15 protein-coding genes are annotated in these 15,727 nt (G+C 69.2%); 6 read left to right on the forward strand and 9 right to left on the reverse strand.

Going from position 1 to position 15,727, the window contains the following annotated elements; genetic code table 11:
- Positions 1-16: 16 nt before the first annotated feature.
- The 4 genes from fabI to ACWD3C_RS40355 all read right to left on the reverse strand — a co-directional run bounded on the left by fabI (position 17) and on the right by ACWD3C_RS40355 (position 3,052).
- Positions 17-784: an enoyl-ACP reductase FabI gene (gene fabI, locus ACWD3C_RS40340; protein WP_451152300.1), complete on the reverse strand. Its 768-nt coding sequence runs from the start codon at positions 782-784 to the stop codon at positions 17-19.
- Between the two features lie 5 nt (positions 785-789).
- The gene (gene fabG / locus ACWD3C_RS40345; RefSeq protein ID WP_451152302.1) at positions 790-1,506 is read right to left on the reverse strand and encodes a 3-oxoacyl-[acyl-carrier-protein] reductase; all 717 of its coding nucleotides are present in this window, start codon (positions 1,504-1,506) and stop codon (positions 790-792) included.
- Positions 1,507-1,697: 191 nt separating this feature from the next.
- A complete protein-coding gene (locus ACWD3C_RS40350) occupies positions 1,698-1,895 on the reverse strand; it encodes a hypothetical protein (RefSeq protein WP_451152304.1) in 198 nt (65 codons plus the stop codon).
- Complete coding sequence (locus ACWD3C_RS40355) at positions 1,892-3,052, reverse strand: SEC-C domain-containing protein (protein ID WP_451152306.1); 1,161 nt, start codon at positions 3,050-3,052, stop codon at positions 1,892-1,894. The genes ACWD3C_RS40350 and ACWD3C_RS40355 overlap by 4 nt, the downstream gene beginning before the upstream one ends.
- 479 nt (positions 3,053-3,531) lie before the next feature.
- Between ACWD3C_RS40355 and ACWD3C_RS40360 the strand changes: the two genes are divergently transcribed.
- The 3 genes from ACWD3C_RS40360 (at position 3,532) to tyrS (ending at position 7,892) form a co-directional block, all read left to right on the forward strand.
- On the forward strand, positions 3,532-5,055 hold the full coding sequence (locus ACWD3C_RS40360) for a TldD/PmbA family protein (RefSeq protein ID WP_451152308.1): 1,524 nt from the start codon (positions 3,532-3,534) through the stop codon (positions 5,053-5,055).
- A 106-nt stretch (positions 5,056-5,161) separates the two neighbouring features.
- Positions 5,162-6,556, forward strand: coding sequence for a metallopeptidase TldD-related protein (locus ACWD3C_RS40365; protein ID WP_451152310.1), 1,395 nt, complete (start codon positions 5,162-5,164; stop codon positions 6,554-6,556).
- 67 nt (positions 6,557-6,623) lie between these two features.
- Positions 6,624-7,892, forward strand: a complete 1,269-nt coding sequence (gene tyrS, locus ACWD3C_RS40370) for a tyrosine--tRNA ligase (RefSeq protein WP_451152312.1) — start codon at positions 6,624-6,626, stop codon at positions 7,890-7,892.
- 97 nt (positions 7,893-7,989) lie between these two features.
- On the opposite strand, the gene ACWD3C_RS40375 is transcribed toward tyrS, so the two are convergent.
- Complete coding sequence (locus tag ACWD3C_RS40375; RefSeq protein WP_451152314.1) at positions 7,990-8,265, reverse strand: GlsB/YeaQ/YmgE family stress response membrane protein; 276 nt, start codon at positions 8,263-8,265, stop codon at positions 7,990-7,992.
- A 246-nt stretch (positions 8,266-8,511) separates the two neighbouring features.
- Here ACWD3C_RS40375 and ACWD3C_RS40380 point away from each other — a divergent pair, with 246 nt between their 5' ends.
- The gene (locus ACWD3C_RS40380) at positions 8,512-8,907 is read left to right on the forward strand and encodes a DUF3099 domain-containing protein (RefSeq protein ID WP_451152316.1); all 396 of its coding nucleotides are present in this window, start codon (positions 8,512-8,514) and stop codon (positions 8,905-8,907) included.
- 258 nt (positions 8,908-9,165) lie between these two features.
- The gene (locus tag ACWD3C_RS40385) at positions 9,166-9,414 is read left to right on the forward strand and encodes a hypothetical protein (protein WP_451152328.1); all 249 of its coding nucleotides are present in this window, start codon (positions 9,166-9,168) and stop codon (positions 9,412-9,414) included.
- Positions 9,415-9,439: 25 nt separating this feature from the next.
- Here the strand turns inward: ACWD3C_RS40385 and moaA are convergent, their stop codons facing one another.
- The 3 genes from moaA to ACWD3C_RS40400 all read right to left on the reverse strand — a co-directional run bounded on the left by moaA (position 9,440) and on the right by ACWD3C_RS40400 (position 12,748).
- The gene (gene moaA, locus ACWD3C_RS40390; RefSeq protein ID WP_451152318.1) at positions 9,440-10,429 is read right to left on the reverse strand and encodes a GTP 3',8-cyclase MoaA; all 990 of its coding nucleotides are present in this window, start codon (positions 10,427-10,429) and stop codon (positions 9,440-9,442) included.
- A gap of 319 nt (positions 10,430-10,748) precedes the next feature.
- Entirely contained in the window at positions 10,749-12,395 is a 1,647-nt protein-coding gene (locus ACWD3C_RS40395) for a solute symporter family protein (RefSeq protein WP_451152320.1), read from the reverse strand.
- A complete protein-coding gene (locus ACWD3C_RS40400) occupies positions 12,392-12,748 on the reverse strand; it encodes a DUF485 domain-containing protein (RefSeq protein WP_451152322.1) in 357 nt (118 codons plus the stop codon). Before ACWD3C_RS40400 ends, ACWD3C_RS40395 begins: the two co-directional genes overlap by 4 nt.
- Before the next feature lie 448 nt (positions 12,749-13,196).
- On the opposite strand from ACWD3C_RS40400, the gene ACWD3C_RS40405 reads away from it, so the two are divergent.
- The gene (locus tag ACWD3C_RS40405; RefSeq protein ID WP_451152324.1) at positions 13,197-14,735 is read left to right on the forward strand and encodes a S8 family peptidase; all 1,539 of its coding nucleotides are present in this window, start codon (positions 13,197-13,199) and stop codon (positions 14,733-14,735) included.
- A gap of 57 nt (positions 14,736-14,792) precedes the next feature.
- Here the strand turns inward: ACWD3C_RS40405 and ACWD3C_RS40410 are convergent.
- Positions 14,793-15,727 (reverse strand): RNA-guided endonuclease InsQ/TnpB family protein (locus tag ACWD3C_RS40410; protein WP_451152326.1); only part of this gene is annotated, 935 nt, incomplete at its 5' end.

Here is a 15,727-nt window from a genome sequence, read left to right on the forward strand (position 1 = left end):
CCTTCCGGCGGAGCGATCACGCGCCGATGGCGTGCAGACCGCCGTCCACGTGGATGATCTCGCCGGTGGTCTTCGGGAACCAGTCGCTCAGCAGCGCGACCACACCGCGGCCGGCCGGCTCGGGGTCCTTGAGGTCCCACTCCAGGGGCGCGCGGCTGTCCCAGACGGAGGCCAGCTCGCCGAAGCCCGGGATGGACTTGGCGGCCATGGAGCCGATGGGGCCGGCGGAGATGAGGTTGCAGCGGATGTTCTGCTTGCCCAGGTCGCGCGCCATGTAGCGGCTGGTGGCCTCCAGGGCGGCCTTGGCCGGGCCCATCCAGTCGTACTGCGGCCAGGCGTACTGCGCGTCGAAGGTGAGGCCGACGACCGAGCCGCCGTTCTGCATCAGCGGCAGGCAGGCCATGGTCAGCGACTTCAGGGAGTACGCCGAGACGTGCATGGCGGTGGCGACGGACTCGAACGGCGTGTTGAGGAAGTTGCCGCCGAGGGCGTCCTGCGGGGCGAAGCCGATGGAGTGCACGACACCGTCGAGACCGCCGAGCTCCTCACTGACGATGTCGGCAAGGCGCCCGAGGTGCTCGTCGTTGGTCACGTCGAGCTCGACGACCTTGGTGGGCTTGGGAAGCTTCCTGGCGATGCGCTCGGTCAGCGTGGGCCGCGGGAACGCGGTGAGGATGATCTCGGCGCCCTGCTCCTGGGCCAGCTTGGCGGTGTGGAAGGCGATGGAGGACTCCATCAGCACACCGGTGATCAGGACGCGCTTGCCCTCGAGGATTCCGCTCATGGTGATCAGTGACCCATTCCCAGTCCGCCGTCAACGGGGATGACGGCTCCAGTGATGTACGAAGCGTCGTCCGAGGCGAGGAACCGCACCGTCGCGGCGATCTCCTCGGGCTGCGCGTACCGGCCGAGCGGCACCTGCTGCACGATGCCCTCGCGCTGCTCGTCGCTGAGCACCTTGGTCATGTCGGTGTCGACGAAGCCGGGGGCGACGACGTTGAAGGTGATGTTGCGCGAGCCGAGCTCCCGGGCGAGGGAGCGCGCGAAGCCGACGAGGGCGGCCTTGGAGGCGGCGTAGTTCGCCTGCCCCGGGGAGCCGTACAGCCCCACGACCGACGAAATCAGCACGACGCGGCCCTTCTTGGCCCGCAGCATCCCGCGGTTGGCCCGCTTGACGACGCGGAAGGTGCCCGTGAGGTTGGTGTCCAGGACGGACGTGAAGTCCTCCTCGGACATACGCATCAGAAGCTGGTCCTTGGTGACCCCGGCGTTGGCGACGAGGACCTCGACCGGGCCGTGCTCGGCCTCGATCTCCTTGTAGGCCTGCTCCACCTGCTCGGTGTCGGTGATGTCGCACTTGACGGCGAGGAACCCTTCTTTCCGAAGGGCCTCGGGATCGCCCGAGCGGTACGTGATGGCGACCTTGTCGCCGGCGTCGGCGAACGCGCGGGCGATGGCGAGGCCGATGCCCCGGTTGCCACCAGTGACGAGAACCGAGCGGCTCAACGGATCACCCTTTCGATAGCGGTCTTCCAACCTGTCCGAAACACGTGGCTGACAGGCGGCTTCCCCGAAAACCTATCGGGCCGCTCCACCGCGCGGGCATTCGGGCACCGACAGTGGCGTAGGGGACTCACTGTCGGGTTTCTACAGTCGCGTGCCCGAGCCAGGCCTCGTGCCGGACAGGCGTCAGCAGATCAACGGTCGTCGTCCTCCTGTTCTGCCAGGAGCAGGTCGACTTCGGCCAGGAGCAGGTCGACAGGATCGGGAGCGTCGACGGGAATGTCATACCTCGGCAGATGGCCGAGATCGGATGTGGTGGCCGCTGCCCGGAGGCGGCCACCCCGCTGGGGCGCCGAGACACCCACGGCCTCATCGCCACGTGGCCCACTCACGCCAGTGCCGGGCTCCCGCAGCACTTCTTGTACTTGCGCTCCGAGCCGCACCAGCAGGAGGCGTTTCGTGGCGGGGGCCAGTCGGCCACCTGCCTTCTGCGGGCGAGTTCGGCGGCGTACGCGGACCGGGTGTCCGGCGCATCGGGGGATCCGCCGCTTTCTTCTGCGTGAGCCTCCAGGCCGCTCACCGTCGCATGGCCGACGGCGAGGTGCGTGGCTCCCTCTTCGGACAGCTCCCGTAGCGTGCGTTCGACCTGCCGCCGATGACCGGCATGATCGCTGCCGTAGGCATCCGCCGCCTTCGGCCAGCGTTCCAGGAGCCCGGTGAACTCCTCCGGCGGCCAGTACAGGACACATGTACTCCTCAACGCCGCACCTGCGGGAAGGTTCCCGCCCCGGAGCCTGTCCGGCAGCGCCCTGATCTCACTTTCCAGCGCCTCCGGAGCACCCTCCGCCAATCGCATGAGCCGGAGCGGATCATGCATCTCGTCGAGCGGCGTCGCATGGCCGATGAACGGGGCCGCGCGCCGCTCGTGCAGTGCATCGGCCACCTCGTCCCAGTCGTCGTGCGGCTCACCGAGCAGCCGCCGCACGCGGTGACGTCCGATGACGAGCATCTCGATGTCGTAGTGGTACGGGTCCGCTTCCACCGTGTCGACCGTCACGGGCATACCCGCACCGAGCGCGTGTGTGACGCCGGCCGTGAAGCACTCGGAAGCCGTGGCCCTCTCCTCCCGCGCCTCGAACGCCTCCGCGACGAAGTTCCAGGCGCCCGCGTGCCGGGGGTGCCGCTTACGGAACGCGGTGGCCGCTGCGCGGGCCTCCTCCTCCCGCCCGGCGTCCCACAGCACGTCGATACGGAAGGCGTCCACCAGGTCCGGTTCCTCGCAGCCTCCGCCCTCCGAATTCAGCAGCCGGTCGTAGAGGGCGAGCGCGCGGTCGTACTCGCCCACGTCGCTCCACTCGTCGGCGGCCTCCAGCAGGAGCTCTTCACGGTCCTCGGGATGCTCTTCCGCCAGCCTCTCGCACTCCTGCGCCGCCTTGGCGTGGTCGGCCGACAACGGAGGTGCGCCGGGGCGGAATGCAGGTGCACTCCCGCTCGCCCGTGCCTTATTGCTCTTGCTCTTCTTGCCACTGGTATGGCGCTTGCTGGACATGCTTCCTCAACCTAGCGGCAGGCGGGAGAGACTGACATTCCTCGTCGGAGTGAGCGCACACCGGGGAATCCGTCGGGAGTCACAGGGGCGGAGCCGCCGACTCCGTCCGGATGCGAAGCAGTGTGTCGGCCGGCTCCCCCATTCGGGTGCGCAACTCCGCCCATCACGGTCCGCAGACGGAAGCCGCGCGATGAGGTCGTGGTGGACACCGAAGACGTCCATGGTCGACTGGGCCCCTTGAGGTTCCGCTCGCTCACCCGGCACGTGACGTTCCGACGGTCTGGCCACACGCCGGGACACCCCACGCAACCGAGCCGGCCCACTACCCCGCCAGGACACTGCTGCCGGGGCTTTCGCACGTTTCGGTGCCGGCGACATGCGCCGTACGAATTTCCGGGGAATGCGGCCGGTACTACATGATTCACTGCTTGCGACGGTCATCGTCATTACAGGAGAGCGCGCCGAAGGGATTCCCACCCGTGCCCCACGAAGTCGATCAGTCATTCCTGGCCCTCCCCCTACGCGCCCTCGCCGACGCCGCGCTGGCACGCGCGCGTGCGCTCGGGGCCGAGCACGCGGACTTCCGGTTCGAGCGGGTGCGCAGTGCGGCCTGGCGGCTCAGGGACGCCAAGCCGGCCGGGTCGTCGGACACGACGGACCTGGGGTACGCGGTGCGGGTGGTGCACGGCGGGACCTGGGGGTTCGCCTCGGGGGTGGATCTGACGATGGACGCCGCCGCGAAGGTCGCGTCGCAGGCCGTGGCCATGGCCAAGCTCTCCGCCCAGGTGATCAGGGCCGCCGGGTCGGACGAGCGGGTGGAGCTCGCCGATGAGCCCGTGCACAGCGAGAAGACCTGGGTCTCCTCGTACGACATCGACCCCTTCACCGTGCCCGACGAGGAGAAGTCGGGGCTGCTGGCGGAGTGGAGCGCGCGGCTGCTCGCGGCCGACGGGGTCGATCATGTGGACGCCTCGCTGCTCACCGTGCACGAGAACAAGTTCTACGCCGATACGGCCGGGACCGTGACGACCCAGCAGCGGGTACGGCTGCATCCGCAGCTGACCGCCGTGTCGGTCGACGAGTCCAGCGGCGAGTTCGACTCCATGCGGACCATCGCGCCGCCCGTGGGGCGCGGCTGGGAGTACCTGACGGGCACCGGCTGGGACTGGGACGACGAGCTGGCGCGGATTCCGGGGCTGCTCGCGGAGAAGATGCGGGCGCCGAGCGTCGAGGCGGGGCTGTACGACCTCGTCGTCGATCCGTCGAACCTCTGGCTGACCATCCACGAGTCCATCGGGCACGCGACCGAGCTGGACCGGGCGCTCGGGTACGAGGCCGCGTACGCCGGCACCTCCTTCGCCACCTTCGACCAGTTGGGCAAGCTGAAGTACGGCTCCGAGCTGATGAACGTCACCGGCGACCGCACGGCCGAGCACGGGCTCGCGACCATCGGGTACGACGACGAGGGCGTGGAGGGGCAGAGCTGGGACCTCGTCAAGGACGGGACCCTCGTCGGGTACCAGCTCGACCGGCGGATCGCCCGGCTCACCGGCCTCGGGCGGTCCAACGGGTGCGCGTACGCCGACTCCCCCTCCCATGTGCCGGTGCAGCGCATGGCCAATGTGTCCCTGCGGCCGGACCCCGCCGGGATGTCCACCGAGGACCTGATCGGGAGCGTCGACCGGGGCATCTACGTCGTCGGTGACCGGTCCTGGTCGATCGACATGCAGAGGTACAACTTCCAGTTCACCGGACAGCGGTTCTTCAAGATCGAGAACGGACGGATCACCGGGCAGCTGCGGGATGTCGCGTACCAGGCGACGACCACCGACTTCTGGGGCTCGATGGCCGCGGTGGGCGGTCCGCAGACGTATGTCCTGGGCGGTGCCTTCAACTGCGGCAAGGCCCAGCCGGGTCAGGTCGCGTCCGTGTCGCACGGCTGCCCGTCGGCCCTGTTCCGGGGCGTCAACATTCTCAACACCACGCAGGAGGCCGGGCGATGAGGGCGCACAACGGAATCGGCTGGGGGTCCGGGGGCCCGCGGCGGCAGCCGCTGATGTCACGGTCCCCGGGAAAGCACAGCCTCAACACCACGCAGGAGGCCGGTCGATGAGCGCTGGTACGAACAAGCCGCACGAGATCGTCGAGCGCGCCCTCGAACTGTCCCGGGCCGACGGCTGTGCGGTGATCGCCGACGAGTACTCGACGGCCAACCTGCGCTGGGCGGGCAACGCGCTGACCACGAACGGGGTCACGCGCGGGCGTACGCTCACCGTGATCGCGACGGTGGACGGCAAGGAGGGTACGGCGTCGGGTGTGGTGTCGCGGTCCGCGGTCACCGCCGAGGAGCTGGAACCGCTGGTGCGGGCCGCCGAGGCCGCCGCGCGGGGGGCCGGGCCCGCCGAGGACGCCCAGCCGCTGGTGACCGGTGTTCCCGAGTCGCCCGGCTTCACGGACGCGCCCGCCGAGACCTCGTCCGCCGTGTTCGCGGACTTCGCGCCGGCGCTCGGGGAGGCGTTCGCACGCGCGCGTGGGGGCGATCGCGAGCTGTACGGCTTCGCCAACCACGAGCTCGTCTCCAGCTACCTGGGTACGTCGACGGGGCTGCGCCTCAGGCACGACCAGCCGAACGGGACGCTGGAGCTCAACGCCAAGTCCCCGGACCGTACGCGTTCGGCGTGGGCCGGACGCTCGACGCGGGACTTCAAGGACGTAGACCCCGGGGCGTTGGACGCGGAGCTGGCGCAGCGGCTGGCGTGGGCCGAGCGGCGGATCGAGCTGCCGGCCGGGCGGTACGAGACGCTGCTGCCGCCGACGGCGGTGGCGGATCTGCTGATCTACCAGATGTGGTCGGCGGCGGCCCGGGACGCGGCAGAGGGCCGGACGGTGTTCTCCAAGCCGGGCGGCGGCACCCGCGTCGGCGAGAAGCTGACCGGGCTGCCGCTGACGCTGCGCAGCGACCCGAAGGCGCCGGGCCTGGAGTCGGCCCCGTTCGTGCTGGCGCACTCCTCCGGGGACGACGCCTCGGTGTTCGACAACGGGCTGCCGCTGGCGGCCACCGAGTGGATCCGCGAGGGCGAGCTCAGGCACCTGACGACCACCCGGCACAGCGCGGGCCTCACCGGGCTGCCGGTCAAGCCCGGGATCGGCAACCTGGTCCTCGACGGCGGTGAGAACCGCTCGCTGGAGGAGATGGTCGCGAACACCGAGCGCGGGTTGTTGCTGACCTGCCTCTGGTACATCCGCGAGGTCGACCCGGCGACCCTGCTGCTGACCGGCCTGACCCGTGACGGTGTCTACCTGGTGGAGAACGGCGAGGTCACCGGCGAGGTGAACAACTTCCGCTTCAACGAGTCGCCGGTGGATCTGCTGGGCCGGGCCGCCGAGGCCGGACGCACGGAGAAGACGCTGCCGAGGGAGTGGAGCGACTGGTTCACCAGGGCCGCGATGCCGGCCCTGCGCATCCCGGATTTCAATATGAGCTCTGTCAGTCAGGGCGTATAACCTCGTAGGCGTTCGTAGTCGGCTGTCACCCGACTGCCGGAAGATCATCCAAGGAGACACGAGAACCGTGACGGACATCGTCGACGAGCTGAAGTGGCGGGGGCTGTTCGCCCTGTCCACTGACGAGGACGCTTTGCGCAAGGCGCTCGCGGACGGTCCCGTCACGTTCTATTGCGGCTTCGACCCGACCGCGGCCAGCCTGCACGTCGGCCACCTGGTCCAGGTCCTCACCATGCGCCGCCTCCAGCAGGCGGGCCTGCGCCCGCTGGCCCTGGTCGGCGGCGCCACCGGCCAGATCGGCGACCCTCGCCCGACGGCCGAGCGCACGCTGAACGACCCGGAGACGGTCGCGAACTGGGTGACCCGGCTGCGCGGGCAGATCGAGCCGTTCCTGTCCTTCGAGGGCGAGAACGCCGCGGTGATGGTGAACAACCTGGACTGGACGGCCGGGATGTCCGCGATCGAGTTCCTGCGGGACATCGGCAAGCACTTCCGCGTCAACAAGATGCTGACCAAGGACTCGGTCGCCCGGCGCCTGGAGTCCGAGGAGGGCATCAGCTACACGGAGTTCAGCTACCAGCTTCTGCAGGGCATGGACTTCCTGGAGCTGTACCGGCGCTACGGCTGCACGCTTCAGCAGGGCGGCAGCGACCAGTGGGGCAACCTCACGGCCGGCCTGGACCTGATCCACAAGCTGGAGCCCCATGCCAACGTGCACGCGCTGGCCACCCCGCTGATGACCAAGGCGGACGGCACCAAGTTCGGCAAGACCGAGGGTGGCGCCGTCTGGCTCGACCCGGAGATGACGACGCCGTACGCGTTCTACCAGTTCTGGCTGAACGTGGACGACCGGGACGTCTCGACGTACATGCGCATTCTGTCCTTCAAGTCCCTCGCGGAGCTGGAGGAGCTGGAGAAGCAGACCGAGGAGCGCCCCCAGGCCCGTGCCGCCCAGCGCGCGCTGGCCGAGGAGCTGACGACGCTGGTGCACGGCGCCGGGCAGACGGCCGCCGTGATCGCCGCGTCCAGGGCTCTCTTCGGTCAGGGCGAGCTGTCCGGCCTCGACGACCGGACGCTGGCCGCGGCCCTCTCCGAGGTGCCGCACGTCAAGGTCGCCGAGCTGGCCCCGGTGGTGGACCTCTTCGCCGAGGTCGGCCTGGTGCCGAGCAAGTCGGCCGGGCGGCGCACGGTCAAGGAGGGCGGTGCCTACGTGAACAATGTGAAGGTCGCCGCGGAGGACGCCGTCCCGGCCCGGGAGGACCTGATCCACGGGCGCTGGCTGGTGCTCCGCCGGGGCAAGAAGAACCTGGCGGCGGTGGAGGTCACCGGCGCCTGAGGCGATGGTGCCTGAGGCACTCGCCGTGCGCGTACGAAGGGGGCAGTCCCGTCACGGACCGCCCCCTTCGTCGTACGCCTCGCACTGCTCGTACGCCTCACGCCCTCTGTTTGCCGCCCCGCACCGCCATGTACGCCATGTCGCCCAGGAAGACGATCACGACGGCCGCCGCGAGCTGGAGGCCGTGGCGGCCCCAGTCGATGCCGGGGGTGGCGTCGATGCCGAACAACCGCGCGAGGGCGTTGCCGACGATGGCTCCGAGCATGCCGAAGACGGTCGTCAGCCAGAGCGGGCTGTGCTGCTTGCCCGGAATGATCGCCTTGGCCAGCAGGCCCAGCACGAATCCCACAATGATCGCCCACAACCAGCCCATGACTGCCTCCTCGTACGGCTCCACGTGAGCATTACGCCCAGTCTTGAGGGGTACCACATACGGTGCATGTCGGGCAGGGCCGTACGGGGTACGGCGCAGGCCGTCCGCTCCTTGTGCGAGGTGCCCCGGTCTCGTGGGCGGCGCAGTCGCGGCGTAACGTGGTGCCTGTTCGGGCCCCTGTTTCCCTGACCGGGTTCGGGCCGGTGCGGGCAGGGAGCGTCCGATGCAGGCGGGTGGTGGAACGTGATGCGGAAGCAGAGCAACAGCCAGGTCTTCCGGATCACCGGAGCCCGGCAGGGGCTGGCCGACGACGTACGCGGCCGGCAGCGGCGCTATGTCATCTCGATGTCGATCCGCACGCTCGCGGTGATCGCCGCCGCGGTCCTCTGGAACGTCGAACGGCACGTCGCGGTCGTCGCGCTGGTGCTCGGGGTGCTCCTCCCCTACATCTCCGTGGTCATCGCCAACGCGGGCCGCGAGAACGCGCCCTCGCTGCCCTCCACGTTCGTCTCGGTCCCGAACCGCCCCATGATCACGCCGCCCCGGTCCGACGGGTCCGGGGGCGACGCGGAATCCGTCGCGGAGGATGTGCCGGGCGAACCCGCGGCGGGTGTGCGGAGCGAGCCGCGCGAGCGTTCCTGACCTCCGGGGAACCGTTCCTGACCTCCGGGGATGCGGCGGAAGCGGAATGCAGCCGACCTCCAAGCTCAAGAAAAGCTCAGATCAATCGTGCTGTTCCGGTGCCCGGCGGAGGGTTACCCGTGACATACTTCGTACGCGCTCCGCATCCCCCGTCGGAGCGACAGACCGACGCCGGGCAGCTCCCCCCGTGGCTGCTCGGCGTCGCCTTTGTGGGCGGTGGCGTCGGCTTTCCGCCGAGCGGCTAGGGTCGTGGGCGTGATGCTCAGCGTTCCCGGCTCAGGTCCGTCCTCCCCGTCTTCGCCGATCTGCTCCGCCAAGGGCTGTCGTGCCGACGCCGCGTGGGTGCTCGCCTGGAACAACCCCAAGTTGCACACCCCGGAGCGGCGCAAGACCTGGCTGGCCTGTGAGGAACACCGCGAGCACCTGTCCCAGTTCCTCGGCGTACGCGGGTTCCTGAAGGACGTCGTGAAGTTCGAGGACTGGGAAGAGGAAGAGCCGGAGGCCTGAACTCCCGGCCCCCTAGAGCCTGTCCCTAGCCGCCGATCGCCGACATCGGGCGGTCCGGCTGCAGGAACGTCGGGTCGTCGAGGCCCGAGCCCGCCTTCTTGCCCCACATGGCGATGCGCCAGATGCGGGCGATCTCCTCGTCGGGGGCGCCGGAGCGCAGGGCGGCCCGCAGGTCGGTCTCCTCGCGGGCGAACAGGCAGGTGCGTATCTGGCCGTCGGCCGTGAGGCGCGTACGGTCGCAGGCCGCGCAGAACGGGCGGGTGACCGAGGCGATCACGCCGACGCGGTGCGGGCCGCCGTCGACGACCCACCGCTCGGCCGGTGCGGAGCCGCGCTCCTCGGAGCCCTCGGGGGTGAGATCGAAGCGGGTGCGCAGCGAGGCGAGGATGTCGCCGGCGGTGACCATGCCCTCGCGCTTCCAGCCGTGCTGGGCGTCGAGGGGCATCTGCTCGATGAAGCGCAGCTCGTAGTCGTGCTCCACGGCCCAGGCCAGCAGGTCCGGGGCCTCGTCCTCGTTCAGGTCGGGCATCAGGACCGAGTTGACCTTGACGGGGTTCAGGTCGGCGGCGCGGGCGGCTTCGAGGCCGTCGAGGACGTCCTGGTGGCGGTCCCTGCGGGTGAGCGTCTTGAAGACGTCGGGGCGGAGCGTGTCGAGCGAGACGTTGACCCGGTCCAGGCCCGCCGCCTTCAGGGCCGTCGCCGTGCGCTTCAAGCCGATGCCGTTGGTCGTCAGGGACGTCTGGGGGCGGGGATCGAGGGCCGCGACGCGCTCCACGATGCCGACCAGGCCGGGGCGCAGCAGGGGCTCGCCGCCCGTGAAGCGAACCTCCTGGATGCCCAGCGTCCGCACCGCTATGTCGATGAGGCGGACGATCTCGTCGTCGGTGAGCAGGTCTGGCTTGGCCAGCCACTGCAGGCCCTCCTCGGGCATGCAGTACGTGCACCGCAGGTTGCACCGGTCGGTCAGCGAGACCCTCAGGTCGGTGGCCACTCGGCCGTAGGTGTCGATGAGCACGTGGGCCCCCTCCCTCGAGCGGATCACAATTCCCAGACATCTGCGAGCCTACGTGACCGCACTGACAACGACACGGGCCCCGTTCCCACAAGACGGATGCTGTTGGCGAATCCAGTGCGGGTGGGGGCTGTCGCGGAAGCGTAAACACATCGGACCGAAGTGTTCACGCTTCCGAGTCGGGCACCGCCACACATGGTCCACTCGTCGGTCCGCCCACGCCACAGGCCGGACTTCGCCAACAGCGTCACAAGACGCGGCGCGGGGCCGCCGTAGAGATCTACGACGGCCTCGCGCACCGCGAGAGATGACGCGCCCGGGGTCAGTGGGCGCCGGTGCCCGTGAGGGACCGCACCTCCAGCTCGGCGTACTTGCCGGTGTCGGGCTCCTCCTTGGACAGGATGGTGCCGAGCCAGCCCAGCAGGAAGCCGACCGGGATGGAGATGATGCCCGGGTTGCGCAGCGGGAACCAGTGGAAGTCGACGTCCGGGAACATCGACGAGGGGCTGCCCGAGACCACCTCGGAGAAGAGGACGAGCACCACGGCCGTGGTCAGACCGCCGTAGATCGACCACAGGGCTCCCTGGGTGGTGAACCGCTTCCAGAAGAGGCTGTAGAGGATGGTCGGCAGGTTCGCGGAGGCCGCGACCGCGAAGGCGAGGGCGACCAGGCCGGCCACGTTCAGGTCGCGGGCGAGCGCGCCCAGGCCGATGGAGACGACGCCGATGCCGACCGTCGCCAGCCGGGCCGCCCGGACCTCCTCCTTCTCCGTGGCTTTGCCCTTCCTGATGACGTTGGCGTAGATGTCGTGCGCGAACGAGGAGGACGAGGCCAGGGTGAGGCCCGCGACCACCGCGAGGATCGTGGCGAAGGCCACCGCCGAGATCACGGCGAGCAGGATGGCGCCCCAGGCCGAGTCGACGCCGCCGATGTGCAGCGCGAGCAGGGGTGCGGCCGTGTTGCCCGCCGGGTTGGACTCGATGATCTCTTCCTGCGAGATGAGCGCGGCGGCGCCGAAGCCGAGCGCGATGGTCATCAGGTAGAAGCCGCCGATGATGCCGATCGCCCAGTTCACGGACTTCCGGGCGGCCTGGGCCGTGGGCACCGTGTAGAAGCGGATCAGGATGTGCGGCAGACCGGCGGTGCCGAGGACCAGCGCGATGCCGAGCGAGATGAAGTCGATCTTGGTTGTGGTGTCGATGCCGTACCTGAGTCCCGGCTCCAGGAAGGCGGCGCCCTTGCCGCTGTTGTCGGCAGCCGTGCCGAGCAGGTCGGAGATGTTGAAGTTGAACTTCAGCAGCACCAGGAAGGTGATCAGGATGGTGCCGCCGATGAGCAGCACGGCCTTGACCATCTGGACCCAGGTGGTGCCCTTCATGCCGCCGATGGAGACGTACACGATCATCAGGACGCCGACGAGGGCGACGATGAGGATCTTGCCGGCGTCGGAGGTGATGCCGAGCAGCAGCGAGACGAGGATGCCCGCGCCCGCCATCTGGGCCAGCAGGTAGAAGATCGACACGACGATCGTGGAGGTGCCCGCGGCCGTACGGACCGGACGCTGGCGCATGCGGTACGCCAGGACGTCGCCCATGGTGTAGCGGCCGGAGTTCCGCAGGGGTTCGGCGACCAGGAGCAGGGCCACCAGCCAGGCGACCAGGAAGCCGATGGAGTACAGGAAACCGTCGTACCCGTAGAGGGCGATCGCGCCCGCGATGCCGAGGAACGACGCCGCGGACATGTAGTCACCGGAGACGGCGAGTCCGTTCTGGAAGCCGGTGAACTGGCGTCCGCCCGCGTAGAAGTCGGCAGCGTCCTTCGTCTGGCGGCCCGCCCAGACCGTGATGAATAGGGTCCCGATGACGAACGCCAGGAACAGGGAAATGATCAGCGGTCTGTGCTCGCTGGCCTCGTTGGCGGCCAGCTGCACCTGCTGCACCTGCTGAACCTGGGTGAGTGTGAGACTCATGCGTCGGCCTCCATGCGGGACTTGATCGCCTCAGCCTTGGGGTCGAGCTTGGCGGCGGCGTGCCGCGCGTACCACCAGGCGATGAGGAACGTGGTGACGAACTGGGCGATACCGAAAACGAACGCGACGTTGATGTTGCCGAACAACTTGGCGCCCATGAAGCCGCCCGCGTAGTTGGAGAGCAGGACGTACAGCAGGTACCAGGTGATGAAGCCCACGGTCAACGGGAAGGCAAAGGAGCGGTGGGAGCGGCGCAGTTCACCGAACTCCGCGCTCTTCTGCACCTCGAGGAACTCCTCGGTGGACGGGAGCTTGCGTTCTGCCTTCGAGGGGGGCGGTGCGTCGGTTGCCACGGAGTCTCCTCGCGTTGCGGGTGCGGTTACGACGGTGGATGGGGAATTGTGGGGGGTTGTGGATCTATGAGGGGTTGGGGACGGGTCGGGAACGGACATGACGGGCTATGACCTCACAGTGATCTGGGTCACGCGGACCGGGTCGCGATGCCAGGTTCCCCGGGCGTGATCCCAAAGGGTGCTCGACGGTGCTCGGGCTCCCTGCTCAACGTCACGGCGCCGCGCGGGGACCGGTTCAACCCGGTGCGTTTCTTTCGTAAGTCGGCACGACGCGACGCCCGATTGAGGGGTCTCCCTATTCTTCGGACGTCATCCCTCCAAATCCCTTCAACTCATTGCTGGCCAGGGAGGACGAGGGATAGCTTCGGGCTGCACCACCCCGTCATGTACCTGCCCGGACAGCACCTGTTCCGGGCGGGTCGTCGTTTCCGGATGATGTGGAGACCCCATGGCTCATCTGCGCTCTCGCCGCCGTCTCGCGCTCGCGGTGCCGGTCGTCCTGTCGCTGACCGCCTCGCTCGGCTTCCTGCCGGGAGTGGCCTCGGCGGCCGCCCCGCTCGCCGAGCCCGCCGCCGCGACCGCAAAGGGCCCCGACCTCACGTACGTCGTCAACACCAAGGCGAATGCCCGCACGATCTCGTCGGTGAAGAAGGCGATAGCCGCGGCGGGCGGCTCCGTCGTCGCGACGTACGGCAAGATCGGCGTGATCGTCGTCCACTCGGCCAACCCGGACTTCGGTGCGCGGATGCGGGCCGTGCGCGGTGTGCAGTCCGCGGGTGCGACGCGGACCGCGCCGCTGGTCGCCGCCGGTACGACCGAGGTGGGCGCCGCGGACTACCTGTCGGCCGCGGAGGCCGCCAAGGTGAAGGCCGCCTCGGCCGAGGTCCCCGGAAGCGAGCCCCTCGAGGCCGACCAGTGGGACCTGCGCGCGATCGGCGCCGACAAGGCCGCGCAGATCAACCCGGGCAGCAAGAAGGTCACCGTCGCCGTCATCGACACCGGCGTCGACGACACCCACCCGGACCTCGCCCCGAACTTCTCCGCGTCCCAGTCCGCCAACTGCGTCAGCGGTGTCGCGGACACCAGCGAGGGCGCCTGGCGCCCGACCGCCGGCGCCCCGGGCGACTACCACGGCACACACGTGGCCGGATCGATCGCCGCGGCCCGCAACGGGACCGGCGTGGCCGGTGTCGCGCCCGGCGTGAAGGTGTCCAGCATCAAGGTGAGCGAGCCGAACGACAGCCTGTTCTACCCGGAGAGCGTCGTCTGCGCCTTCGTGTTCGCCGCCGACCACGGCGTGGAGATCACCAACAACAGCTATTACATCGACCCGTGGCTCTACAACTGCCTCGACGACCCGGACCAGAAGGCCATCGTCGACGCGGTCAACCGGGCCCAGAAGTACGCCACGAAGAAGGGCACCCTGCACCTGGCCTCCGCGGGCAACTCCAACCACGACCTCGACTCGGACGCGATCGTCGACACGACCAGCCCCGATGACTCCACCCCGGTCGAGCGCACCATCGACCCGCACGAGTGCTTCGACCTTCCCACCCAGCTCCCGGGCGTCGTCACGGTGAGCGCGACCGGCGTGAACAACCTCAAGTCGTTCTACTCGACGTACGGCTACGGCGTCGTCGATGTCGCGGCCCCGGGCGGCGACAGCCGCTACCAGATCCCGGACACCCCGTCGCAGAACGGCCGTGTCCTGTCCACCATGCCGAACGGTGAGTTCGCCTTCCTGCAGGGCACGTCGATGGCGGCGCCGCACGCCTCGGGTGTCGCCGCGCTGCTGAAGTCCAAGCACCCGTGGGCGACGCCGGCGCAGTTGCAGTGGATGCTCAAGGCCCAGGCGGACAAGACGGCCTGCCCGGAGTCCTACGACCAGGACGGCGACGGCACGCCCGACGCGTCCTGCGTGGGCGGCAAGTGGGTGAACGGCTTCTACGGGTACGGCATCGTCAACGCGCTCAAGGCCGTCAATTGACATGCTCCTCGCCCTGAAGGGCGAGGATTCTGGCCTTCCCGACTGGTTGCTGTGCCGCTACGCGGCGCGGTTTCCGGTCGGGAATCCATGGCTTCCTGCTTCTTCGCGCTGTGCCAGAACGGGTTCTGGTCTTACTGGCGCTCCACAGGCCGATGCCGCCAGTCCGGCGGCCGTTCTGACATTGATCGCGGCGTTGATGTCCCGGTCGTGGACAGTGCCGCAGGCGGAACAGGTCCACTCCCGGACGTCGAGAGGTTTGGGCCCGTCCACGGCGCCGCAGGTGGAGCAGGTCTGCGAGGTCGGCTCGAACCGGCCGATCCTGATCAGGGTGCGCCCGTACCGCGCGGCTTTGTACTCCAGCATGTTCACGAACTGCGACCAGCCGGCATCGTGAACGGACTTGGCCAGCTTCGTGCGCGCCAGTCCCGTCACCGACAGGCTCTCCACGGCGACCCCTTGGTTCTCGGAGACCAGCCGGGTGGAGAGCTGGTGGTGGAACTCTTTGCGCGCGTCGGTGACCCTGGCGTGGGCGCGGGCGACCCTCACCCGGGCCTTCCCGCGGTTCCTCGATCCTTTCTGTTTGCGGGACAGCTCGCGCTGGGCCTTCTTCAGCTTCTTCTCCGCCCGACGCAGGAACCGGGGGGAGTCGATCTTCTCGCCGGTGGACAGGACCGCGAAGTGCGTCAGGCCCAGGTCGATACCGATGGTGCGGCCGGTGTCGGGCATCCGGGCGTGGTCGGCGGCGGGGTCGGTTTCGATGACGAAGGACGCGAAGAACCTGCCCGCGCTGTCCTTGATCACGGTGACCGAGGTGGGGACGGCGGGCAGGGCACGGGACCACTTCACCTTCACCGCGCCGATCTTCGGCAGGTCGAGTCGGCCGCTCTCGGTGAGGGACCAGCGGGCGTTGGCGGTGAACCGGACCGACTGCCGGGCATCCTTACGGGACTTGAAACGGGGCACACCTGCCCTGGCGCCCTTGCGGGTGCCCT

The organism is Streptomyces sp. NPDC002845, assembly GCF_053591955.1.

Coding starts and splice junctions, on each gene's coding strand:
- fabI (WP_451152300.1), bottom strand. CDS start 784: ATGAGCGGAATCCTCGAGGGCAAGCGCGTCCTGATCACCGGTGTGCTG.
- ACWD3C_RS40355 (WP_451152306.1), bottom strand. CDS start 3,052: ATGTCCAGCAAGCGCCATACCAGTGGCAAGAAGAGCAAGAGCAATAAG.
- ACWD3C_RS40365 (WP_451152310.1), top strand. CDS start 5,162: ATGAGCGCTGGTACGAACAAGCCGCACGAGATCGTCGAGCGCGCCCTC.
- ACWD3C_RS40375 (WP_451152314.1), bottom strand. CDS start 8,265: ATGGGCTGGTTGTGGGCGATCATTGTGGGATTCGTGCTGGGCCTGCTG.
- ACWD3C_RS40380 (WP_451152316.1), top strand. CDS start 8,512: ATGCGGAAGCAGAGCAACAGCCAGGTCTTCCGGATCACCGGAGCCCGG.
- ACWD3C_RS40385 (WP_451152328.1), top strand. CDS start 9,166: ATGCTCAGCGTTCCCGGCTCAGGTCCGTCCTCCCCGTCTTCGCCGATC.
- ACWD3C_RS40395 (WP_451152320.1), bottom strand. CDS start 12,395: ATGAGTCTCACACTCACCCAGGTTCAGCAGGTGCAGCAGGTGCAGCTG.
- ACWD3C_RS40405 (WP_451152324.1), top strand. CDS start 13,197: ATGGCTCATCTGCGCTCTCGCCGCCGTCTCGCGCTCGCGGTGCCGGTC.